General features: G+C 70.6%; 18 protein-coding genes and 2 pseudogenes. 7 read left to right on the forward strand and 13 right to left on the reverse strand.

Going from position 1 to position 21,821, the window contains the following annotated elements:
* Positions 1-150: 150 nt before the first annotated feature.
* The 11 genes and pseudogenes from AB0D18_RS21520 to AB0D18_RS21570 form a co-directional block, all read right to left on the reverse strand.
* On the reverse strand, positions 151-390 hold the full coding sequence (locus AB0D18_RS21520) for a DUF5133 domain-containing protein (protein ID WP_362420766.1): 240 nt from the start codon (positions 388-390) through the stop codon (positions 151-153).
* Positions 391-646: 256 nt separating this feature from the next.
* Positions 647-1,096 carry an SRPBCC family protein gene (locus AB0D18_RS21525; RefSeq protein ID WP_362421138.1) on the reverse strand — a complete coding sequence of 150 codons (450 nt, stop codon included), beginning with the start codon at positions 1,094-1,096 and terminating at the stop codon, positions 647-649.
* A 287-nt stretch (positions 1,097-1,383) separates the two neighbouring features.
* A pseudogene (locus tag AB0D18_RS21530) lies at positions 1,384-2,640 on the reverse strand (thiamine pyrophosphate-dependent enzyme); the annotation flags it as partial.
* A 234-nt stretch (positions 2,641-2,874) separates the two neighbouring features.
* Positions 2,875-3,864, reverse strand: coding sequence for an SMP-30/gluconolactonase/LRE family protein (locus tag AB0D18_RS21535; protein WP_362420769.1), 990 nt, complete (start codon positions 3,862-3,864; stop codon positions 2,875-2,877).
* Entirely contained in the window at positions 3,842-4,504 is a 663-nt protein-coding gene (locus AB0D18_RS21540; RefSeq protein ID WP_362420772.1) for a diguanylate cyclase, read from the reverse strand. The genes AB0D18_RS21535 and AB0D18_RS21540 overlap by 23 nt, the downstream gene beginning before the upstream one ends.
* A gap of 51 nt (positions 4,505-4,555) precedes the next feature.
* Entirely contained in the window at positions 4,556-5,527 is a 972-nt protein-coding gene (locus tag AB0D18_RS21545; RefSeq protein WP_362420775.1) for a TIGR03557 family F420-dependent LLM class oxidoreductase, read from the reverse strand.
* A gap of 336 nt (positions 5,528-5,863) precedes the next feature.
* Entirely contained in the window at positions 5,864-7,198 is a 1,335-nt protein-coding gene (locus AB0D18_RS21550) for an acetate/propionate family kinase (protein WP_362421140.1), read from the reverse strand.
* Positions 7,195-9,540 carry a phosphoketolase family protein gene (locus tag AB0D18_RS21555; RefSeq protein ID WP_362420778.1) on the reverse strand — a complete coding sequence of 782 codons (2,346 nt, stop codon included), beginning with the start codon at positions 9,538-9,540 and terminating at the stop codon, positions 7,195-7,197. Before AB0D18_RS21555 ends, AB0D18_RS21550 begins: the two co-directional genes overlap by 4 nt.
* A 191-nt stretch (positions 9,541-9,731) precedes the next feature.
* Positions 9,732-10,147 (reverse strand): annotated as a pseudogene (locus tag AB0D18_RS21560) (hypothetical protein); the annotation flags it as partial.
* A gap of 80 nt (positions 10,148-10,227) precedes the next feature.
* Positions 10,228-12,255: a CocE/NonD family hydrolase gene (locus tag AB0D18_RS21565; protein WP_362420781.1), complete on the reverse strand. Its 2,028-nt coding sequence runs from the start codon at positions 12,253-12,255 to the stop codon at positions 10,228-10,230.
* Between the two features lie 40 nt (positions 12,256-12,295).
* Positions 12,296-13,615 carry an ATP-grasp domain-containing protein gene (locus AB0D18_RS21570; RefSeq protein WP_362420784.1) on the reverse strand — a complete coding sequence of 440 codons (1,320 nt, stop codon included), beginning with the start codon at positions 13,613-13,615 and terminating at the stop codon, positions 12,296-12,298.
* A 286-nt stretch (positions 13,616-13,901) separates the two neighbouring features.
* On the opposite strand from AB0D18_RS21570, the gene AB0D18_RS21575 reads away from it, so the two are divergent.
* The 4 genes from AB0D18_RS21575 (at position 13,902) to AB0D18_RS21590 (ending at position 16,955) form a co-directional block, all read left to right on the forward strand.
* Positions 13,902-14,189, forward strand: coding sequence for a WhiB family transcriptional regulator (locus AB0D18_RS21575; protein ID WP_362421142.1), 288 nt, complete (start codon positions 13,902-13,904; stop codon positions 14,187-14,189).
* On the forward strand, positions 14,186-14,326 hold the full coding sequence (locus tag AB0D18_RS21580) for a hypothetical protein (protein ID WP_362420787.1): 141 nt from the start codon (positions 14,186-14,188) through the stop codon (positions 14,324-14,326). Before AB0D18_RS21575 ends, AB0D18_RS21580 begins: the two co-directional genes overlap by 4 nt.
* A gap of 388 nt (positions 14,327-14,714) precedes the next feature.
* Positions 14,715-15,707 carry a DUF72 domain-containing protein gene (locus tag AB0D18_RS21585; RefSeq protein ID WP_362420790.1) on the forward strand — a complete coding sequence of 331 codons (993 nt, stop codon included), beginning with the start codon at positions 14,715-14,717 and terminating at the stop codon, positions 15,705-15,707.
* Positions 15,708-15,920: 213 nt separating this feature from the next.
* Positions 15,921-16,955 carry a PHP domain-containing protein gene (locus AB0D18_RS21590; RefSeq protein WP_362421144.1) on the forward strand — a complete coding sequence of 345 codons (1,035 nt, stop codon included), beginning with the start codon at positions 15,921-15,923 and terminating at the stop codon, positions 16,953-16,955.
* 337 nt (positions 16,956-17,292) lie between these two features.
* Here the strand turns inward: AB0D18_RS21590 and AB0D18_RS21595 are convergent, their stop codons facing one another.
* On the reverse strand, positions 17,293-18,114 hold the full coding sequence (locus AB0D18_RS21595) for an alpha/beta hydrolase (RefSeq protein ID WP_362420793.1): 822 nt from the start codon (positions 18,112-18,114) through the stop codon (positions 17,293-17,295).
* A gap of 250 nt (positions 18,115-18,364) precedes the next feature.
* Here AB0D18_RS21595 and AB0D18_RS21600 point away from each other — a divergent pair, with 250 nt between their 5' ends.
* Positions 18,365-19,102, forward strand: coding sequence for a dienelactone hydrolase family protein (locus AB0D18_RS21600; RefSeq protein WP_362420796.1), 738 nt, complete (start codon positions 18,365-18,367; stop codon positions 19,100-19,102).
* A 187-nt stretch (positions 19,103-19,289) separates the two neighbouring features.
* On the opposite strand, the gene AB0D18_RS21605 is transcribed toward AB0D18_RS21600, so the two are convergent.
* Positions 19,290-19,745, reverse strand: coding sequence for a DUF6326 family protein (locus AB0D18_RS21605; RefSeq protein WP_362420799.1), 456 nt, complete (start codon positions 19,743-19,745; stop codon positions 19,290-19,292).
* 230 nt (positions 19,746-19,975) lie between these two features.
* On the opposite strand from AB0D18_RS21605, the gene AB0D18_RS21610 reads away from it, so the two are divergent.
* Positions 19,976-21,121 carry a histidine kinase gene (locus AB0D18_RS21610; RefSeq protein WP_362420802.1) on the forward strand — a complete coding sequence of 382 codons (1,146 nt, stop codon included), beginning with the start codon at positions 19,976-19,978 and terminating at the stop codon, positions 21,119-21,121.
* Positions 21,118-21,765, forward strand: coding sequence for a response regulator transcription factor (locus AB0D18_RS21615; RefSeq protein WP_362420805.1), 648 nt, complete (start codon positions 21,118-21,120; stop codon positions 21,763-21,765). Before AB0D18_RS21610 ends, AB0D18_RS21615 begins: the two co-directional genes overlap by 4 nt.
* The last annotated feature ends 56 nt before the right edge of the window (positions 21,766-21,821 follow it).

Here is a 21,821-nt window from a genome sequence, read left to right on the forward strand (position 1 = left end):
GCGGCCCCGACGCCGGCGATCAGCCCGTCCACGGCGGCCGCCGGCCCGCCACGCCCACGGTTGTGCGGGCGTGGGCCGCCCGACGGGCCCGGCCCGTATCCGATGTGCACTCCGGTCGGCAGGCCCAGGAGGAGGCCCAAATCCTCTCGTTCAGGCCGCGAGGGTGGTGGAGACCGCCTCATCCGAAGGCGCTGCAGCGGGCTGGAGGATCAGGTCGGCCGCTTCAAGGGCTACCTCGACGCGTGAGGTTCCGGTCAACACGCACAGGGTGTACGACACATCCTCCAAGGTGCGGCGGACACTCTCGCTCGGGTTGCTCTTCGCGGTGATCCGGGCCTCCGCGTAGCGGGCAAGGAGCGGGCGCAGCACCTGCGGGCTGGGAGTGATCATGACCGGACTGCCTTTCACTGACAGGGCGGCACAGCGCGCCGCAGGGGAACGTCACCGTCAACCACATGGGGTTGCCCTGTTCATCATTCTCATGCGCACCCGAAAGCGGCTCAACCGGAAGTAGCGGGTACGGCCACTGTCAGTGACCGGGGCAGGGCGCGGCCCCCGCACGAGCTGTGCGGGGGCCGCGTCGGGTCTTCTTCGGTTGCGGGCGTAGCTGGTTCTCCCGAGGGACCGGTGCGGATGAGTCTGGGGGTCAGACCCGGCCGCGCCAAGCACCGGTCTCGTGGCCACGGTCCTCGATGAACGCCTTGAACCGCTTCAGATCACCCGTGATCTGCCGCTTGACGACGCCGAGCTTGTCGCCGACATTCTCCGCCAGACCCTCGGGGTCGTAGTCGAGCTGCAGCATCACCTTGGTCCGCTTCTCGTCCAGTCGGTGGAAGGTGACGACGCCGGCCTGCTTGACCTCACCGCCGAGTGCCTTCCACGCGACGCGTTCGTCGGGGATCTGCTCGGTGATCTCGGCGTCGAACTCCCGGCTCACACCGCCGATCTTGGTGATCCAGTGTGTCATCTTGTCGGTGCGTTGCTCGATCCGCTCAACCCCGTCCATGAACCGGGGGAACGACTCGAACTGCGTCCACTGGTCGTAGACGGTACGCACCGGCACGTCGACCTCGACGGACTCCTCGACCTTCGACACAGCCACTCCATCCTTCCTCGTCGTCTTCGACCTGGCAGGGGCGCCGGGCCTGATCCGGAGGGTCTTCCTCCCCCTCCGCTGCGATGCGGGTGCCCGCTTCCCTCTCGTTCATGAACCCACAGGTGCATAAAGTCCAGAGGTGGCGAAATCGGCTCGCCTGGCGGGGGAGAAACCTCTCAGCAGCCGCTGGCCGGCAGGAAGCGGGGGAGCAGCCCTGCGGCCCCCGGGGGACCGAAAACGAGGTGTCGACGTACGACTGCCGCCCGCCAGAGACCTGCCGGAAGGCGTCACATGTCCTTGCGTCCGCCCGGCAGCATCTCCTGCACCTTCGCCTTGAAGCCCTGCTTCACCACGTCCGCGCGGTCGCTGTCGCCCTCGAGGATCGCGGTGGCCGCTGCTTCGATCTGGTCGAGCGTGGCGTACGCCGTCGAGCCCGATGGAGCGGGCGAAGTCCGCGCAGGGCACGTCGGGGATCGACTGGGAGGGCAGGAAGTGATCAGCTCGGCCATGCCGTTCATCTGCATCGCCCCGTCCCCGACGAGTGCGATCGCGGGCCGCCCGGGGTGTGTGAACTTCGCACCGATGACGTACGGGACTTTGAGGCCCATCGTGGCGAGCGTTCCGGACAACGAACCGCGCATCGCGCCACGCAGACGCAGGTGCCTGGCGTACCAGTTGGCCGCCGAGCCGGAGTCCACGGCGGGGATCACGTCGTCGGGGAGCAGTGCGTCGAGGGCGTGGACGACGTACTCCTGGTTGATGGGGTCGGTGTCGACGGCGGCGCGCCGCTCCCTCACCTCCCACCAGCGGGCGGCGTCCTTCTCGATCTTCTGGCGCCACTTTCCGTGCGGCTTCTGCCGCAGGTGCGGGAGGAGCCGGGTCAGGGTGGTGCGGGCGTCGCCGACGAGGTTCGGCTCGGAGGGGTGGCGCAGTCCGATCATGTGCGGGTCGATGCCGATCTGGATCGCGCGTGCCTGGCCGAACTCGGGGAGGAACTGGGTGTACGGGAAGCTGGAGCCGATGACCAGGAGGGTGTCGCAGCCCTGCATCAGCTCGTACGAGGCGAGGGCCGGGTGCCGAGGAGCCCGATGGAACCGGTGACATACGGGAGGGAGGTCGTCGGCAGCGTGTCCTTGCCGAGCGGCGCCTTCGCCACTCCCGCACCCAGTGTGTCGGCGAGCTGTTCGACCTCGGCGCGTGCTCCGCGGGCGCCCTGGCCGACGCGTACGGCGACCTTCTCGCCCGCGTTGAGGATCTCGGCCGCCTTCATGAGGTCCTCGTCGGCGGGGACGGGCGTGAAGGAGGACATGCCGAGGCTGGTGCGAGAGGGTCACGGTCCCCGAGCAACTGCCGCTGGTACGAGCCGCCCAGGGCGCTGCGGTTGGTCTGCCCGACGATTGCCACGACGGGCACGTGACGCCGGCCCTGCCGGAGAACTTCGCGTAGCCGATCCCTTGGAACGCGGACATCTCCTCGTGGCGGGACTGGATGAACTCGGGCTTGTTGTCGGCCCTCCCCCAGGCCGCGAGAAGGCCGTTGACGCCGCGCGCGGGTGCACCGCGGCGGTGGCCGCCGCCACCCGGCGAAGGGCCGCTCTCCCGGCGTACGGTCGGCCGCGCGGCGAACTCCTCGGGCCCGTGAGCGGGCGCGTTCACCCGCTGCCGGACCGCCGTATGAATCCCTCCCGAGTCGCCGGTGGGTGTCCCGTCCCCAGTAGCCGTCGAGCGGGAGGGCATGCCCGGAGAGGGGGCCGTCCGCGGATTCCGTCCGCCCACGGCTCAGGGCCGGATGCCGTCCCGGGAGGCTTGTGCGGGGGCACGGGGCGGGAGGAGATCGGTCGCCGCCAGGGCTCTCCCCCGCAGGCTGCCGAACCACAGCCGTCCCTCGCAGCAGTACGCGCTGGTCGCCATGCGGAAGCCCCGTGGGGTGCGTCGTACGTCGTGCGTCGTACGGCCTTCCGGCGTGAGGGCGAGCGCCCGTACGGACGGTCGCGGGCCCGGCAGCAGCCGGGGCGGCAGGTGCGCGAGCGTACGGCGCAGGGCGGCCGGGCCCCGGTGCAGCAGGTCGACCAGCGGGTCGCGTGGTCCGGCGAGCGCCACCCAGATCAGGCCGTCGGCCGCGAGGGTGAGGTTGTCGGGGAAGCCGGGCAGTTCGTCGGCCAGTACGTCGTGCTGTCCTTCCGCACCGTCGAGCCGAACCCTGAGCAGCCGGTACCCGCCGGATTCGGCGACCACCGCGTAGGACTCGTCCGCGGTGAGGACCACGCCGTTGGCGAACTGGAGGGCGTCGATGAGGACATCCGCACAGCCGTCGGGTGCGAGCCGGATCAGGCGGCCGGTGCCGACGTGTTCCAGAAGGTCCCGCTTCCAGTCCCGCAGGCCGTACCGGGTGCTGGAGTCGGTCACGTACACCGTCCCGTTTCTGGCTTCCGCCACGTTGCTGCACAGACCCAGTGGTTCGCCCTCGGCCTCGGTGAGCAGCACGCGTACCGCGCGGCTGGAGAGGTCGACCTCCAGCAGGCCGCGTTCGGCGTCGCACACGAGCAGCGTGCCGTCGGCCCGCATCGTCATGCCCATCGGCCGGCCGCCGGTGTCCGCCACCTCCCGCACCTGCCCGGTGGCGGGATCGACGCGCAGGATCCGGCCGTCGGCCACTCCGGTGAGGAGGCCGCCGGCGCCGTCGCCTGTGACGTGCTCGGGGCCCTCGCCGCCGAGGGGAAACAGACGCAGCGCGGCGGACACGCCGCTACCGGGGGGCGTCGGCGTCATGGTCCCGGCGCGCCCGTACGCAGCGGATCATCTCTTCGGCGTACGGGAGGACGACGCACAGCCCGACCCCGGCGGCGATCGCGCCGAGGTATCCGGCCGACAGGGGGCGCTGCTTGGGGACGAGCTTCCAGTCGTCGGCCCGGCCACCGCCCCTGAGCGCTTCCCTGACCTGGTCCCAGTGCAGGCACGTGGTGAAGGCGGCGGCCGTCAGCGGGAGCACTTCGAGGAAGCTGTGGATGTGCTGCTCCACGGGGCGCACCTCGCGCTTGTCGGTGGCCAGCGACACGTCCCACAGCGCGGTCGCGCCGTGGGCGACGGCCGCACCGCCCATCAGTGACAGCACCAGCGGGTTGACCTTGGCCGTCAGACCTGCGACGACGGGCACCCCGGCCTCGGTCATCATGAGGGCGTGGACGGCCGATTCCCGTACCCCGCTGGTGTGTTCGATGTCCGAGCGGCGGTGCATCATCCAGTCGGCGACGGCCGGGACGAACCACAGCGGCAGGACTCCGTACAGCAGGAACCTGCGGTTGGCGTTCTCCACGTCGTCCGCTCCGCGGGGGGTGCGCAGGGCGGGGCCCGAGCGCCAGTGCTGCCAGCGGGTGAGCGTGGGACGGCGGCGGCGTAGGCGTAGGTGCATGACTGCCTTTCGTCTCGTTGAGGTGTTCGCCGCACTGTCGCGGCGACCGCTTCAGTCCCTGCGGGCGGTCTCTTGCAGCCGCGGCAGGACACGAGAGCGGTAGAAGTCGAAGAATCCCTGCTGGTCGGGGCCGATCTGGCCGACGTAGACCTCGTCGAAGCCGGCGTCGGCGAACGCGCTCACCGCACCGAGATGTGCGTCCACGTCGTCGCCGCAGACGACGGCGTTCGCCACCGACTCCTCCGTGACGAGCTTCGAAGCCTGTTCGAAGTGGGTGGGCGTCGGCAGGATCTGGGGCAGCTCGCCCGGCAACTGCTCGTTGGCCCACAGCCGGTGAGCGGTCTTGAGCGCCTGTGCCCGGTCGGTGCCCCAGCAGACCTTCAGTCCGCCGAGCACGGGCTTGCGCCCGCCGCCCGCCCGGCGGAACTGACCCACCAGTTCCGCGTCCGGCCCCATCGTCACGAAGCCGTCGCCGATCCGCCCGGCCAACGCGGCGGCCTGCGGGCCGAACCCGGACACATAGAGCGGCGGCGGCTCGTCGGGCAAGGTGTAGAGCCGGGCGTTCTGCACCGTGTAGTGCGTGCCACGGTGCGTGGTCTGCTCGCCGGTGAACAGCCGCCGCATCACGTGGACGGCCTCCTCCAGCATCTCCATGCGCTCCGGTGCCTCCGGCCAGGGGCCCCCGAGGATGTGCTCGTTGAGCGCCTCCCCCGTGCCGAGGCCGAACCGGAAGCGCCCACCGGTCAGCACTGCCGCCGTGGCCGCCGCCTGCGCGTTGATCGCAGGGTGCATGCGCACGGTGGGGCAGGTGACGAAAGTCGTGACGGGCAGCGACGTGACCTGGGAGATGGCTCCGATCATCGACCAGACGAAAGAGCTCTGGCCCTGTTCGTCGTTCCACGGGTGGAAGTGGTCGGAGATCGCCAGCGCCTGGAATCCGGCCTGCTCGGCAGCGCGGGCCTGGGAGAGCAGTTCGGCCGGGGCGAACTCCTCGGAGGACAGGAAATAGCCGTACGTCGTCATGCCTCACCCTTCACATCTCTCGAACCGGACTCTCGCGCACCTGTGGAACCGGTTGCTCCATCGCGACCCTGGCGCCGCGAGTACCCACCACAGGCTGAGCCGAACGGGTGACCCTGCACACGTGTGCGTCGCGGGCCGACCACCGTCGCGGAACGGGACCGCGGAACGGGAACCACCGTCGATGGGCCGGAGACCTTGGAGCGCGTCCACGTCTCCTCTCCCGGAGACCTTGGAGCGCGTCCACCTCTCCTCTCCTGGGTACCCGCCCCGTGCAGGGGCCGCCAGGCGGGGCGCCGATGCGTGCCCCCGCACCCGCTCGGGTACGCGACGTACAGCTCAGCCCTTCGCACCTGTCCGGCCGAGCACGGCACGCGTCTCCGCCTCGACCTGCCGGGTTTCGCCCGTCGTGATCACGAGGACAGGCACGGCCGCGCCGTGCGGGCTCACCACGGCGTCGTCCGTTCGGTTGTCCGACGTGAGACCGCCGGTGACCCCGAGAACGCCCAGCCCCGAGCAGACCGCCTCGCGCACTTCGGGCTGGTCCTCGCCGATCTCCCCGGTGAACACGAGGGCGTCGATCCGGTCGAGGGAGGCGGCGACGCTCGCGATGCCCCGGCGCACGCTCAGGGTGAACACGTCGAGCGCGAAGGCGGCTTCCGCGTCCCCTCCGGCAGCAGCGCGCACAAGGTCCCGGGTGTCTCCGGACGTACCGGAGAGGCCGAGGAGGCCTGACTCGTGGTTCAGAGCGTCTTCGAGCTGTGCGGCACTTAGGCCGGCCGAGGTCTGAAGGTGCAGCAGCAGTCCCGGGTCGACGCTCCCGCTGCGCTTGCTCATGACGAGGCCTTCCAGCGGGGTGAAGCCCATGCTGGTGTCCACGCTGCGGCCGTCGCGCACGGCGGTGACCGAGCAGCCGCCGCCCAGGTGGGCCAGTACGACGTGCAGGGAGTCTGTCTGCCTGCCGAGCAGTTCGGCCGCCCGGCGCAGGGCCCATGCGTAGGACAGGCCGTGGAATCCGTACCGGCGCAGCCCGTACCGCTCGCGCCACTCGCGGGGCAGCGCGTAGGCACGGGCGGCCGGAGGGAGTCCGTCGTGGAAGGCCGTGTCGAAGCACGCGACGTGCGGTACGTCCGGGAGGTGGGCGCGGGCGGCGTCCAGGGCGGTGAGCGCCGGAGGAACGTGCAGGGGAGCCAGTTCGGCCACGCGGTCGAGTTCGGCACGTACGTCGTCGTCCACGACGGTGGGGTGCAGGAGGCGCGGACCGCCGTGGACGATGCGGTGGCCGGTGGCGCCGACGGGCGGGGCGTCCTTGAGGAAGTCGGCGAGGACGGCGGGGGTTTCGGGGCCGGGGGCCTCGGTGAGGTGCTGCGCGGTCAGCTCGTGACCTTCGCCGTCGAGGACGGTGAGGCTCAGACTGGAGGAACCGGCGTCGACCACCAGGAGGTTCGGCTCCTGGCCGGCCCCGTCCCGGCCGGACGTCTCGCGGCCGGTCGCGTCCCGACCGGTCCTGTCCTGGCCGGACGTCTCCCGGCCCGTCGCATCCCTGCCAGTGCCGTCCCGACCGGTCGTCTCCCGACCGGTCGCATCCCGGCCGGACGTCTCCCGGCCGGACGTCTCCCGGCCCGTCGCATCCCTGCCAGTGCCGTCCTGTGCGGTCGTCTCCCGGCCGGTCATGCCTGCCACTTCCACTCGGTGATCTCGGCGGGGTCGGTGCCGGTGCGGCGGATCTCTTCGCGCAGGCGGTCCCGGTGGCGCAGGTGTGCGGCGGCCAGGTCGCCGGTGACGGTGGCGCGTCCGCGCAGTCGGCCCAGGGCGGTGGCGGCCAGGTCGTGGCGGGAGACGCCGTTGCTGGCGAGGAGGTCGTACGGGGTGGTGGTAGTGCCCTCCTCGACGTACCCGCGGACGTGGAAGCGGTCAGGTTTCGGGCGTCCGTGGAGGAGCTGGTGGACGGCCGAGGGGTAGCCGTGGAAGTCGAAGAGCACGGGGGTGTCGGAGCCGAACAGGGCACGGAACTCGGTGTCGGGCATGCCGTGCGGGTGGCGGTCCGGCGGGGCGAGCGCGCACAGGTCCACGACGTTGACGACGCGGATGCGGGCGTCGGGCAGGTCGTGGCGCAGGAGCTGGACCGTGGCGAGGGTCTCGACGGTGGGAATGGATCCCGCGCAGGCGAGGACCAGCTCAGGGTCCTCGCCGTCGTGGGTGGAGGCCCAGCGCCAGGTCGAGGCGCCCGCTTCGCAGTGCCTGCGCGCCGCGTCGAGGCCGAGCCACTGTGCGGCCGGGTGCTTGCCGGAGACGACCAGGTTGACCCTGCCGGTGTCGGCGAGGACGCGTTCCATGGTGACCAGCAGGGTGTTGGCGTCGGGCGGGAGAAAGACGCCTGTGACGGTGCTCTTCTTGGTGAGAAGGTTGTTGATGAAGCCGGGGCCCTGGTGGCTGTAGCCGTTGTGCTCCTGGCGCCAGCCCTCGCTGGTGAGGAGGTAGTTGAGGCTGCTGACCGGGGTGCGCCACGGCACCTCGGCGGACATCTTCAGCCACTTCGCGTACTGGTTGAGCATGCTGTCGACGACGGAGGCGAACGCCTCGTACGTCGGGAAGAGGCCGTGCCGGCCGGTCTGGAGGTAGCCCTGGAGCCAGCCCTGGCAGTTGTGCTCGGAGAGCACCTCCATGACGCGTCCGTCTCGGGAGAGGCTCTCGGCGTACTCGTCGACGGGCCAGGCGTAGGCGCGGCCCGTCGCGTCGAGGACTCCGTCGAGCTTGTTGGAGGCGAGTTCGTCGGGGGACACGATCCGAAAGTCCCGGCGCGTGTCCGTACGGCGCACGATCTCGGTCAGCCAGTGGGCGAGCACCTCGTTGGGGCCGGCGGAGACGCTGCCCGGCCCTTCCTTGACGTCGACCGCGTACGGGTCGAGGGGCGGGAGGGGCAGGGGCTCCCTCAACCGGCCGCCGTCGCCCGCGGGTTGCATGCCGATGCGCCGGTCTCCCCTGGGGCACACGTCTACGACGTCGGGGTGGGGCCGGCCGTTCTCGTCGAAGAGTTCGCCGGGGGCGTAGGACCGCAGCCAGGCTTCCAGGGCCTCGAACTGTTCGGGGTCGTCGTGGACTTCGGCAAGGGGGACCTGGTGCGCGTGGAAGGTTCCCTCGATGCGCTTTCCGCCGACCTCGGCGGGTGCGCCCTGTCCCTTGAGGCTGCGCAGCACGATCATCGGCCAGGCCGGCCGCTCGGGGGCATCACCGGCGCGCGCTCGGCGCTGGATGCCGGTGATGGCCGTGTGCGCGTCGCGTACGGCGCCGGTCATCCACTCGCCGTGGGGATCCTGCGTCATGTCGACGATGCGGGGGTCCCAGCCGTACCCGCGGAACAGTGCGGTCAGTTCGCCGTCGGTCATCGTGGCGAACAGGGTGGGAGAGGAGATCTTGTAGCCGTTGAGGTGCAGGACCGGCAGGACCGCACCGCCGGTGACCGGGTCGAGGAACTTGGTCGAGTGCCACGCCGCTGCGGTCGGACCCGTCTCGGCCTCTCCGTCGCCGACGATGCACGCGACGAGGCGGTCCGGGGCGTCGAGGGCGGCGCCGAAGGCGGTGGACAGCGCGTAGCCGAGCTCGCCGCCTTCGTGCAGGGTGCCGGGGAGGGCGGGTGAGAGGTGGCTGGGAAAGCCGTCGGGCGCGCAATAGCGCCGGGCCAGCTCGCGCAGGCCCTCTTCGGTGCGGGCCAGTGCGGGGTCGTAGTGCTCGTGCGTGCCCTCCAGCCAGAGGTTGGCGTGGTTGGCCGGGGCGCCGTGTCCCGGCCCCGTGACGAGGAGTACGTCGGCGTCACGTTCCCTGATCAGGGAGTTGAGGGCGGCGTAGGTCGTGGTGATGCCCGGACAGGAGCCCCAGTGGCCGAGCAGGCGGGGCTTGAGGTGCTCACGGCGCAGCGGTTCGCGCAGCAGAACGTTGTCCTGGAGGAAGATCAGCGCGGCGGCCACGTAGTCGGCCGCGCGCCGGTAGGCGCGGGTTCCGTTCGGTCCGAGCTCCATGGGACACCTTTCGTTTCCGTACGTACCTCGCTCGCCTGCCCCCAGAGCCATGGGTGACACCGGCCGGCGAACGCCCGGGACATCGCGGACGCAGGGCGCCGATCGAGCCGACCGCGCATTCCCGGGCCGCGCAAACCCGGTGCGTCACTCGGGTGACGACGGCGGTGGAGACTGGTCCGCCGGGAGGGTGGTGGCCTGATCACCAGCAGTACCGCCAGCGCGGTGAGGGCGCACTGCCAGGTCAGGGCGGTGCGGCCGCCCGTCGCAGTGAAGGCTCCCAGCAGGACACGAAGTCGTGCGGCACGTTGTGGAAGCCGCGCGCCCGCTCGGCGGCCCGGATCGTGCACGCGGTCGTGAACACCGCGAGGAAGCCGTAGCCCCCCGCCCCCGCCAGTTCGGTCATCCCGTACGAGAGGAAGGTGGCGCCCACCGCGACGAAGCCCTCGCGGTGCGTGGAGAGCCGCAGCACCGATGAGCGGGGCCGGAAGAACTGCCGGCCCCGCAGCCGGCCGATCAGCAGCCCGCCGAGTACGCCGTTCGCGTCCGCGGTGGGCTCCCCCACCCGCCCCTCGGACGCGAGCACGGGGTCGGTCGGTGCGAGAGCGGCGACCTCGGTCACGCGGCAGCACCGCTGCGAGCTGGGGTTGCTGACTTGGGCCGCCGACTGCCGTGACAGGCCGGCTGCCCTCACAGGGAGTCCCGCGGCAGGGTCTCGTTCCAGGTCCGGGAGAACACGCGACGGTCACCCTCGTAGCCGTCGAGAGTCGCATCGACGTGGAACTCCGTCTCGGTGCAACGCAGTTCGGTCCTGGTCTCCACCCGAACGTCCCAGTCCCCGCGTCCGAAGCGCATGGTCCAGGCCGTTTCGCCGGCTACGGAGGTGAAGTCGTCGGCGGTGGCGGTGTAGCGCTCCTCGGCGCGCAGACCGGTGTCGAGGCCGATGTCGTCGATGCGTACGGTGCCCCGGTCCTTGACGATCTCCAGTGCGGATCCGTACCCGATGAGGTCGCGGCGGACCTCCCAGCGCTCCTCCGGCGGGGAGATGCGGGTGGAGGCGAGCGGGGGGCAGCCCTCGGGTTCCCCGAAGGGCTGCTGGGGCAGTTCGTCGGGTTCGGCGGTGGGGCGTACCGGCAGGGTGAGCGTGCTGGTGCCCTCGTACACGCTCAGCAGGGCGGGGCGGGGGGCCGGCCAGGCCAGCGGCCAGTAGGAGGTGGAGAGCGAAAGGCGGATGCGGTGGCCGGGCGGGAACGCCTGGGCCACGCCGTTGAGTTGGACGGTGGCGCGGTAACGGCGGCCTGGTTCGAGCGGTTCCGGAGAGCCGGTGCCCGCACGGTGGGTGAGGTTGAGGAGGCCGTACGTGACACGGGTGGCGCTGCCGTCGGGGGCGACGTCGGAGAGGCGGGCGGCGACCGTGGCGACGGGTTCGCTGACGGTGAGGTCGAGTTCGACGGTGGGAGTGCCGAGGATCTCGACGGGCTCGGCCAGTGGTTCCGTATCGAAGACGAGGGATCCGCCGTCCTCCTCGCGCTGGTCGTAGGGCAGGTCCGGCGGGGCGTTGTACGACGCCCACTTTCCGGCGAACTGACCGACGGAGAGCGGGGATCGGACGGTCATGGGTCCCCCGGCGGTCTCCGAGGCCTCCTCTGCGGCGATCCGGTGGCGCAACAGCCGGTGGCTGACCGGGGTGATGTGCGGCGAGGGCCAGGAGGGTTCGCCGACCCAGCGGCCGGGACGCTCCTCGTACGAGGTGGAGGGCGGCACGCTGTCCTGCATCCAGGCCTGGAGCATCGGCCCGTCCATGACACCGTTCTCCACACCCTTGAGCCAGTGGTCCCACCAGCGGACGACTTCCTGGAGGTAGCCGATGGCGGGCCCTGGCTCGCCCAGGTGCGGGTACTTGTGGGACCACGGGCCGATCAGGCCCTTGCGCGGTACGTCGAGGTGTTCCAGGACGCGGGTGACGGCGTTGGAGTAGCCGTCCGCCCAGCCGCTGGAGGCGAGCACCGGGACCTGCACAGCCGTGTAGTCCTCGCAGACGGAGGCGTGCCGCCAGTAGTCGTCGCGGCGCTGGTGGCGGAGCCAGTTCAGTATCCAGGGGCGGGTGTTCTCCATCCGCTCGTGCCACATGTCGCGCCAGCGTTCCCCGACGAGGGCCGGGTCCGGCGGGCAGGTGGCGTAGGCGAACATGGTGCCCGCCTCGGCGAGGTTGTCGGAGAGCATGGTGCCGCCCATGTAGTGCATGTCGTCGGCGTAGCGGTCGTCGGTGAACGACGCGAGGACGACGGCGCGCAGGCTCGGCGGGCGACGTGCGGCGGTCTGGAGTGCGGCGAAGGCGCCCCAGGAGATGCCCATCATGCCGGTGTTCCCGTCGCACCACGGCTGTTCGGCGAGCCAGGCGAGGACGTCCAGTGCGTCGGTCTGTTCCTGTTCCAGGTACTCGTCGGCGAGCACGCCCTCGGACTCGCCGGTGCCCCGCAGGTCGACGCGCACGCAGGCGTAGCCGTGCCCGGCGAGGTACGGGTGGTGGATGGAGTCACGCACGGCGGACAGGTCGCGCTTGCGGTACGGGATGTACTCCAGCACCGCGGGGACCGGCTCTTCGTCGCAGGAGACGGGACGCCAGATACGGGCGGAGAGGCGGGTGCCGTCCCGGACGGGGACGAGGACGTGCTCCTCCTCCTTGACGGTGTGGGGCAGGTTGCTGACGTGGCGCATGGGGTGGGGCAGCTCCTTTCGCTGGCACGTGCCGGCCGGGTCAGGCATTCTTCGCTTCCCAGCCGCCGGACGCGGTGCCCGCGAGGTCCAGACCGAGGGCCGCGACCGCGCGGTCGTACTTGGCCCGGATGTCTTCCTCGCTGTCGCCGCCGGTGAAGATGTGGGCGACCTCGTAGCTGTAACTGTCCTGCTGCTCGCTGTCGGAGAGCCGCTGCCCCTCCTCGGGCACGACGTCGATCCGTACGCCCGAAATCTCCCGCTCGATGCGCTCGATGTCCTCGGGGCGGGGCGTCCGGCGCACCGTACCGTCGGCGAACCACCGGTAGTACCACTTCGCGGCAACCTTGAACGGGCCTGCGCGGTGGGGCAGTTGGGGGTCGCGGCCCAGTGCGAGGCTGAGCATGCAGTGGTGGTTGGGGACTCCGTCGACGTACGCGAAGAGCTCGGCGTGCGCCTGCGAGTGCCGCGGGTTGATCTCCAGAACATTGAGCGCGTCCGTCCGTGGGTCGTAGAAGTACTCGATGCTGAAGGTCGCGGCGTCCATGCCGATCTGCCCGATCACCCGCGTGGAGACGTCGTGCAGGCGGCGGATCACCGGCTCGGGCAGCGCGGAGGGGTACTGGTGGCGCAGGAAGCTGGAGGAGTCGGGATAGTTGATGGAGTCCAGGACGCCGTAGACGGTGATCTCGCCGTTGTGCACGTATCCCTCGACCGCGACCTGGACCCCGGTCAGGGTCTCCTCGGCGAGACAGACCTGGCCGCCGACGCCGGCCATCTCCGGCGGCAGGTCGAGCCTGTCGAGCACGTACTCGAAGGGCCGGCCCACGCGGGAGACGCCCTGGCGTATCTCGGCGACGGCCTCGCGGAACTCCTGCTGGTCCTTGACGCCGAAGGCCAGCTCGGAGGAGTACGAGAGGGCCGGTTTGACCCACATCGGGAAGCTCATCCCCTCGGGCACGGACGGCTCGTCGGCGGAGAGGTCCACCTGGCCGAACTTCGGGTGCTCCTGGACGACCCTTTCCTGCTCCAGGCGGCTCCAGTACTTGTGCTCGCACTTGACAACGGATTCGAGGCTGGTGCTGAGGGTGCCGTAACGCTCGCCGAGGATCGGGACGAGGGTGCTGACGGGGAAGTCCCAGTAGCCGACGATCGCGTCGACACTGCCGTCGAAGGCGTCCAGGACGCGGGTCGCCCTGCCGATCAGGTCCGGTACGGACACCTCGCCCGACTGGAGTTCCTCGATGGTCAGCAAGGGGTGGAAGCGGTACTCGTCGGAGTGCGGGACGGCACGCAGGGTGGGGAGGTTGGCCTCGTCGAGGCCGATCACGAAGATGTTCTTGGGATCGGTTCCGTGATTCAACGGTTCTCCTCCAGTCATGTCTTTCGGGCAGTCATGTCCTTCGGGCAGTCATGTCCCGGGGCACCCTGGTCGGCTTCCTCGCATGGCCGGATTCATACGTACGAACGGAAATCCGCAGCTCAGAGGTGAGACTGCCCAGGCCGACCGCCTGCGCCCGGGTGACCTTCTCGTGCAGCACGGTGAGGCCGAGGACCGTGGGGGCGGCCCTGTTTACGCGCCACGAGGTGGGTCACCCGGTACGGACGGGGTCGTCAACGAGCTGTCGAGCAGGACAGGAGTGCGGGCAATGGAGTGGTGGACGCAGGACGCGGCGTGCGCGGAGGTGGACCCCGAACTCTTCTTCCCGGTCAGCGCTTTGGGGCCAGGAGCGGCGCAGACGGGGGACGCCAAGAAGGTGTGCGCGCGCTGTCCCGTGCGGGCGCAATGCCTGGACTGGGCGCTGGAGACCCGTCAGCGGACAGGCGTGTGGGGCGGGACCGACGAGAAGGAGCGCGCGAAAATGCTGCGCCGCCGCGAAACACCTCGGCCGCCGACGCAGCCGGTGCCGTCCTCGCGTACGGGCGACGCGGCATGAGCAGGCATGTGGTGGGGACGAGCACCCGGAGTTGGCGGGAGCACACTCTCCGGGCCCGGTTCCTGTACGCATGTTCACTGCGGTTCGCGCCGGACGGCCTCTTCGGCAAGGGCCCCGCGCAGGTGCTCCGCCTCTGACGCTGTCCTGCGCCGTACGCATGCTCGCCCTCGCCGGGCGTTGAGGACGTCGGTCGGGTCCGCCCGTCGGCGCTGCGGCGGCGCATGGGCGGCACGACGACGCTGTGGGCCGCGTGCCGATGAAGCATCCGATCAGGACCAGCAGCACGATCTGGGCGAGCGGTGTGAGGCGGTCGCCGTCGTCGGTGGCGGCGGTGTAAGTGGGGAACGCGAAGAACGCGGCCGTGGGCACCTGGGTACCTGCGAGCCGAGTCTCGCCCACGGAGAACGCCCGCCCGTCGGACCGTGGGCGGCCGGTGCGGCCCTCTGGTTTTCGCTGCTGCGGGGGCCACCGGCACCGAGAACTGCATGGGGGCGTACTGCTGCTGGCCCGCCATCGGGAATTCCTTTGCTCTCCTGCCGCTTCGCCCGGGGCCTGCGAGGTACCCGTGTCGGGAACACCTACTCGTACTCCTCACCACCCTCGGGAGGCGACATCACTGCCGCGAACACGGCGAACGTAGCCGTCGGCGCCTGTTCCTGGACCGACCCTGCCCTGGTCTCCAGCGGCTGGTACCCGCCGGGCTCCCGAGGCGCGGAGGGCCGGCTGCGGCACTACGCCACCCAGTTCCCCCTGGCCGAGGTGGACAGCAGTTTCTACGCGCTGCCCACCGAGCGCGTGGCCGGCCTGTGGGCCGAGCGGACCCCGGGCGGCTTCGTCTTCGACGTCAAGGCTTTCGCCCTGCTCACCGGCCACAGCGCCCGCACCGCGGCGCTCCCCCCGGAACTGCGGCACGTGGCGCGGGGCGCGACCCGGGTCCGCAGGCGGGACCTTCCGCCGGAGGTGGTCGACGAGGTGTGGCGGTTGTTCCGCACCGGACTCACTCCGCTGCGCGACGCCGGGCGGCTGGGGAGCGTGCTGTTCCAGTTCCCCCCGTGGTTCGGCCCGGAGATCCGCTCGCTGGCGTATCTCGACGAGTGCCGCGAACGCCTCGACGTGCCGATCAGCGTGGAGTTGCGCCACCCCGGCTGGTACGCGCCGGACACACTGCCCGGCACCCTCGCGTTCCTGAGGCAGCGGGGCCTGCCGCTGGTGGCCGTCGACACCGCGCAGGGCCTGCCTTCCTCGCTGCCCCCGGTGGCGGAGGCGACGGCCGGGGACCTCGCGGTCGTACGGTTCCACGGGCGCAGCCCGCAGTGGGGAGCCGGCAGCAAGGAGGACAGCTACCGGCACCACTACACGGAGGCCGAACTGCTCCCCTGGGTGGCGCGCGTCGAAGCGCTCGCCGCACGGACCGGGCAGGTCCACGTCCTGTTCAACAACTGCTGCGCAACCGCCTCGGTGACGGCTGCGGAGCTGATGAGACGGCTGCTCGGACAAGAGGGGCCGAGGGCGAGGTGACAGGGGTTCTCGGACCGCCACCCTGTTTCACCCTGCCGTCGGCTCGGGTGTGCGCCGCCGGTGGCCGGTGTCGCACCACGGGTAGCGGCGGCTGCGGCGGCAGGGATCACGGGTGGCCAAGCCGAGGTGAGGCTGAGGTGCCGAACGGTGCGTACCGGGGGAGCCTGGAAGTGCGACAAGGCGTGGGTGCCCCGAAAGCGGCCGGAGGTGGCGATGGAGCCCGTGGAGGCCCTGGAGCGCATCGCGTTCCTGCTGGAACGCCATCGCGCCCCGACGTACCGGGTGCGGGCGTTCCGCACCGCCGCAGCGGTGGTTCGCGAGCTGACACCCTCCGAGCTGGCCGAGCGTACGGCGCACGGGGCCCTGGAATCGCTCAAGGGCATCGGCCCCAAGACCGCCGGCGTGATCATGGAGGCCCTGGCCGGCGAGGTGCCCGCCTATGTGGAACGCCTCGAAAGAGAGGCCCGGACTCCGCTCGTCGAGGGTGGCGCCGGCAATCGTCTGCGCGCCCTGTTGAAGGGCGACTGCCACCTGCACTCCGACTGGTCGGACGGCGGCAGTCCCGTAGAGGAGATGGGTCGCGCGGCGCGGGATGTAGGACATGACTGGGCCGTGCTCACCGACCACTCGCCCCGGCTGACCGTGGCCCACGGCCTGTCACCCGAGCGGCTGGCCGGACAGCTGGACCTCGTGGCGGAGCTGAACGCCCGGTGGGCACCCTTTCGCCTGCTGACGGGCATCGAGTGCGACATCCTCGACGACGGCGCCCTCGACCAGGAACCGGAACTGCTCGACCGGCTCGACGTGGTCGTGGTGTCGGTCCACTCCAAGCTGCGGATGGACGCGCCGGCGATGACCCGCCGCATGGTGGCCGCCGTCAGCAACCCGCAGGCCGATGTGCTGGGCCACTGCACCGGGCGCCTGATCACGGGCCGGGGCAGGCCCGAGTCCGAATTCGACGCGGACGCGGTGTTCGCGGCGTGTGCAGCGGCGGGAACGGCCGTGGAAATCAGCAGCCGCCCGGAACGGCTCGACCCACCCCGCCGCCTGATCCGCAAGGCGGTGGAGGCAGGAACCCTGTTCGCCGTGAACACCGACGCACATGCCCCCGGGCAGCTGGACTGGCAGGTGATCGGGTGCGCGCGGGCGGAGGAATGCGGGGTGCCCGCCGAACGTGTGGTGAACACCTGGGACGCAAAGAGACTCTTGTCCTGGACCCGGGCAAGCCGCGAACGCGCGGTCACTTGACCGACGGAGCACCGTCGCCCAGGCCGCCACCCGTACGAGCCCGAACAGGCAGGCCGGCAAGCGACCGTGACCCGCCTCCCACCACGGACGCGGACTTCCGTCCGCACCGGAAACCGTCGGACGCCGGCCGGCCTGCACTGCTTCCTGCCACTTCGGCACGGTCAACACCCCCACCACCCGCCGTTCCGTACCGGCGTACGGCGACGGCGCCTGCTCACCGCCCTGCGCCTCGGCCTCCGGCTCCAGCCCGCCCCGGGCCTGCCCCAACTGTGCAGTGATGAGAGCGAGTTCTTTGCCGACCCACTGAAAAACTCCAGGATTGCCCACAGAGTCAAGCTCAGTCCGAGGGGAATTCTGCTGTCAGGCAAGCCAGCAGCTGGGCCGGTGCGTCTTCCTGCAAGAGGTGGCCGGCGTCCTCGATCCAGTGCAGTTCGGCATGCGGAAGACGCTCGTGCAACCACTCGGCGTACTGCGGAGGGAGAATGCGGTCCTCACGGCCCCAGACGAGCCGTACCGGAAGCGACATGCCGCCCAGCAAGTGCTCATACGCGAGGGTGTCCGCCTGCCTGATCTGGGTGTACTGACGGTAGAACGCGGCCTGGCCCGACTCCCCCCGCCACGGTGCGAGGAACGCATCGAGAACTCCCGGCCGGAAGCCGGCGTGCGTGGCGTGCCGCAGGTGGCCGGCGACCAGCGCCTCGTGCGCGTAGTCCGGAAACTTCTCGAAAACCTCCCTGTGCTCCAGAAAGAGCTGGAAGAGTCCTCGCTCCCACTCGCCGCCGCTCACCGCGTCGAAGAGGGTCAGGTCCCGGTAGCCCCTCCCCTCCAGCAGCAACGTCCGAAGCGCCACCGCCCCGCCGATGTCGTGGGCGACGACGCTGGGGCGGGACAGCTCCCAGTGGTCGAGGAGGCCGGCGAAGTTCCTCGCGTGAGCCGCCAGGCTGAGGTCCTGGCCCTTGCGCTGATCCGACTGGCCGAAGCCGAGATGGTCGAAGAAGAAGACTTTGCGGGTACGGGCGAGCGCCGGAGCGATGTCACGCCAGAGGAAGGAAGAGTACGGCGTTCCGTGCACCAGCACGATCGGGTCTCCCCTCCCCATGGCCCCCCACCGCACCACCCCTTCGGGCGTCTCGAATTCCTCGCCGAGTGTCCAGTCCATCACTGGCCTCCTCTCGTGTCTCGTGCCTCATGAACCACGCCTTCCACGTGGAGCGCCCCTCAATGCCCCTTCAGCAGGAAGTTTCCGCGCTCACGGGGCGGGCGGGGGTGTCAGCCAGCAAGGCGGACGACGATCTCGCCAAAGGCGCCGAGGGCGAGGCGTACGTGAGCGTCTGAGGGATACCCGCGCTGTTCAGCCAGCAGCAAAACACCGGTCGGACCCGGCTCGACGATCACTACAGTCCAGTCTCATGACGACGATGACGACGCGTCCGGTCGAGTATCCGGCCGACGGTTTGACGATGGTCGGACACCTCGCTCTCCCGGCCGGTGTCGACCGCCGGCCCGCGGTGCTGCTCGGACCGGAGGGCATGGGGCTCAGCGACGTCGAACGCCGCCGGGCTGACGCTCTCGCCGAGCTGGGTTACGTAGCGCTGGCCTTCGACCTTCACGGCGGGCGCTATTTGGGCGACCCCGAGGAGATGCTGGCCCGTTGCATGCCGCTGCTCGCCGACCCCGACCGGATGCGCGGCATCGGCCACGCGGCACTCGACGTGTTGCGCGCCGAACCACGGACCGACCCCGACCGGATCGCTGCCATCGGCTACGGCACCGGGGGCGCCATCGGGCTGGAACTCGGGCGCGACGGCGTCAACCTGCGCGCGATCGGGACAGTCAACGCAACTACCACGGGCCGGCCGGGCGAGGCGGCGCACATCCGCTGCCCGGTGTGGGCCGGGGTCGGATCGGAAGACCCGATCATGTCGCCCGCGCAACGGAACGCGTTCACCGCCGGGATGCAGGCCGCGGGCATCGACTGGCGCCTCACGGTCTACGGCGGCGCATTGCACGCCTTCCACCACCCGACGGTCGACCACCCCACGGTCCCCGGCGTCGGCTACCACCCACAGCACGCGCGGCGCGCCTGGCGCGACGTCGTCGACCTGCTCGCCGAATGCCTACCCGTAACGGGGGACTTGGGGGCATGACCCAGGCAAACATGTCCTGCATCGCCACGGCCCAAGCCCACGGCGTCGAGGTCTTCACAGCCCTGCGCGACGCCTTTCTGGGCGATCCCTGGAGCATCGGCACACCGGCATGACCGTCAGGTCACCGCTGAATGGACCGTGCCCGCGGGTGGCGCGAGCGAAGGATGGTCGGGCGCGGGGCGGGCAGTCACGTCTGCTGCGGCCTGCGGAGTGGCTCGCTGTCGAGGTCGGCTGCCAGGGCCGCCGGTGATGCGGTGCGGCGTGGCCAGGTCCAGGCGGAGCGCAGGATGAAGGCCAGGAGCAGCACCTCGAGTCCGATGGAGAGGCCGTAGAAGGAGAAGTAGGTCCAGGACTCCCCTACCGCGTTGTACATCGAGACGGGGAGGTAGAGCGTGGCTACGACGAGGTTGAGGGTGCGGTTGACACGGGCGGGCAGGGTCGCGGAGAGCAGGATCATGAGGATCGGGACAGCCATGAGCGCGAGGGCAAGGGCGACAAAGGTGGGACCGATGTCGAACTCGTGGACGGTGCCGGCCAGGATGTCGTCGACGAAACCGGGCTTGTACAGGGCGAGGTAGTCGACGTAGAGGTAGAGGAACATGAAGCTGGTCCATGCTGCTGCGAGCTTGGCCTGCACGGGCATGCGCAGATCTTCCAGCGTGCTCCGGGACGGCGGATTCTCTCGTGCGGTAGGGGATTGAGGCGTCCTCATCACAATGCTCCCTGGCTTGATGGGGTGGATGCCTCCACCTTCACGGTTGCCGGCGGCGGGCACATCAGCCGCAGAGCCTGATGCGACCTGGCCGTTGGCACAGCCGGGCTCTTGTACTTTCGGCGGATACACCGAGCAGGCGGGCCGCCTAGGCTGATCGGATGGCCACCAACGCACTCCGCTCGCTGTGGGCCGAACCTCGACCCGCCAATGCCCCGGGCCGGAAGCCGCGGGACTGGGCCTTGGTCGCAGTACTGATCTGCTGGCCCCTGCTGGAAGTGACGCTTCGCCAGGACCTGGCGCCACGCCCGCTGCTGCTCCTCGTGGTGCTCGCGGTCCTCGGCCCCCTGCTGTGCCGACGCACGCACCCGCTCGTCGCGGTTGCGGTCTCCTTCGGCACGTTGACGTTCGTCGACATCGTCAGAATCCTCACCGGGTCGCAAGGCGCCCTGCCGAACAGCATCTCCGCGGCGCTGATCCTGGCCTACGCCCTGTTCCGGTGGGGCTCCGGTCGGGAAGCCGCAGGCGGCCTCGGCGTCATCCTGCTCTGGCTGGCCCTCACCAACGTCGCCGACACCACCAGCCTGGCGGATTCGGTCGCGTCCTACGGGTTCTTCCTGTTCGCCGCCGCGCTCGGCGCCGCGATCCGTTATCACACGAAGATCCTCACCCGCGACATCGACCAAGCCAAGGCCCGCGAACGCGAACAGCTCGCTCGTGAACTCCACGACACCGTCGCCCACCACGTCTCGGGCATCGCCATCCAGGCCCAGGCAGGACGTGCCATCGCGGCCTCCCACCCCGAGCGTGCCATCGAGGCCCTGGCCATCATCGAGGACGCGGCGACCCGCACCCTCACCGAGCTGCGCGCCATCGTCGGCGTGCTCCGCGCCACACAGGACACCGAGTTCGCGCCGCAGCCCGGCGTGGCCGAGGTCGAGCAGCTCGCCACCGATGGCCAGACGCGTCCCTGCGTCGAGGTGACGCTGTCCGGCGAGTTCGACGACCTCAGCCCGGCGGTCGGGGCCGCGGTCTACCGCCTGGCCCAGGAGTCCATCACCAACGCTCGGCGGCACGCCCGCCACGCGACCCGGGTCACCGTCGCCGTCACAGGCGACGCCGACCGGGTACGGCTGACCATCGACGACGACGGCTCCGCCGCCGGCGGCCGCGCCCCAGCGGGCTACGGCCTGGTGGGCATGCGGGAACGCGCCTCACTGCTCGGCGGCACCTTCCACGCAGGCCCCGCCGCCGAGCGGGGCTGGCGGGTGGAGGCGGTCCTGCCTCGAACCGGGACGCCACGATGAGCATCAGGGTCCTCATCGCCGATGATCAGCCCATCGTGCGCACCGGGCTGACGATGCTGCTCGACGCCCAGCCGGACATCGAAGTGGTCGGCGCGGCCGCCGACGGACGCGAGGCAGTCCGCCTGGCGCTCCAGCTGCGCCCCGACGTCGGCCTGTTCGACATCCGCATGCCGCTGATGGACGGCATCGAAGCCACCCGACGCCTGGCCGGCCCCAGCGTCACCGATCCCCTGCCGATCGTGGTCATCACCACCTTCGACCTCGACGAGTATGTCCACGGGGCGCTCAAAGCCGGCGCCCGCGGGTTCCTGCTCAAGGACGCCGGACCCGCCCTGCTGACCCAGGCCATCCACGCCGCCGCCGCCGGAGACGCACTGATCGCACCCAGCGTGACTGTCCGACTGCTCGCAGCGTTCGCCCACGCGCAGACCTCACCACCGAGGCAGCCGACAGAACCGCTCACCGCCCGTGAGGAGGAAGTCCTCGTGCCGGTAGCCCAAGGCCGCACCAACAATGAGATCGCCGGCGCGCTTCACATCACCCCAAGCACCGTCAAGGCCCACCTCGCCAGCCTCATGCGAAAGCTCGGCGCCCGAAACCGCGTCGAGGTCGCCATGTGGGCCCACGAGACCGGCCGCATCTGACGCCGCAAAGGCTCGGGGGGGCAGATCAGCCAGTGGGCTGCCCGATTCCGTACTGA

The organism is Streptomyces sp. NPDC048442 (genome assembly GCF_040651475.1).
Lineage (GTDB): Bacteria > Actinomycetota > Actinomycetes > Streptomycetales > Streptomycetaceae > Streptomyces.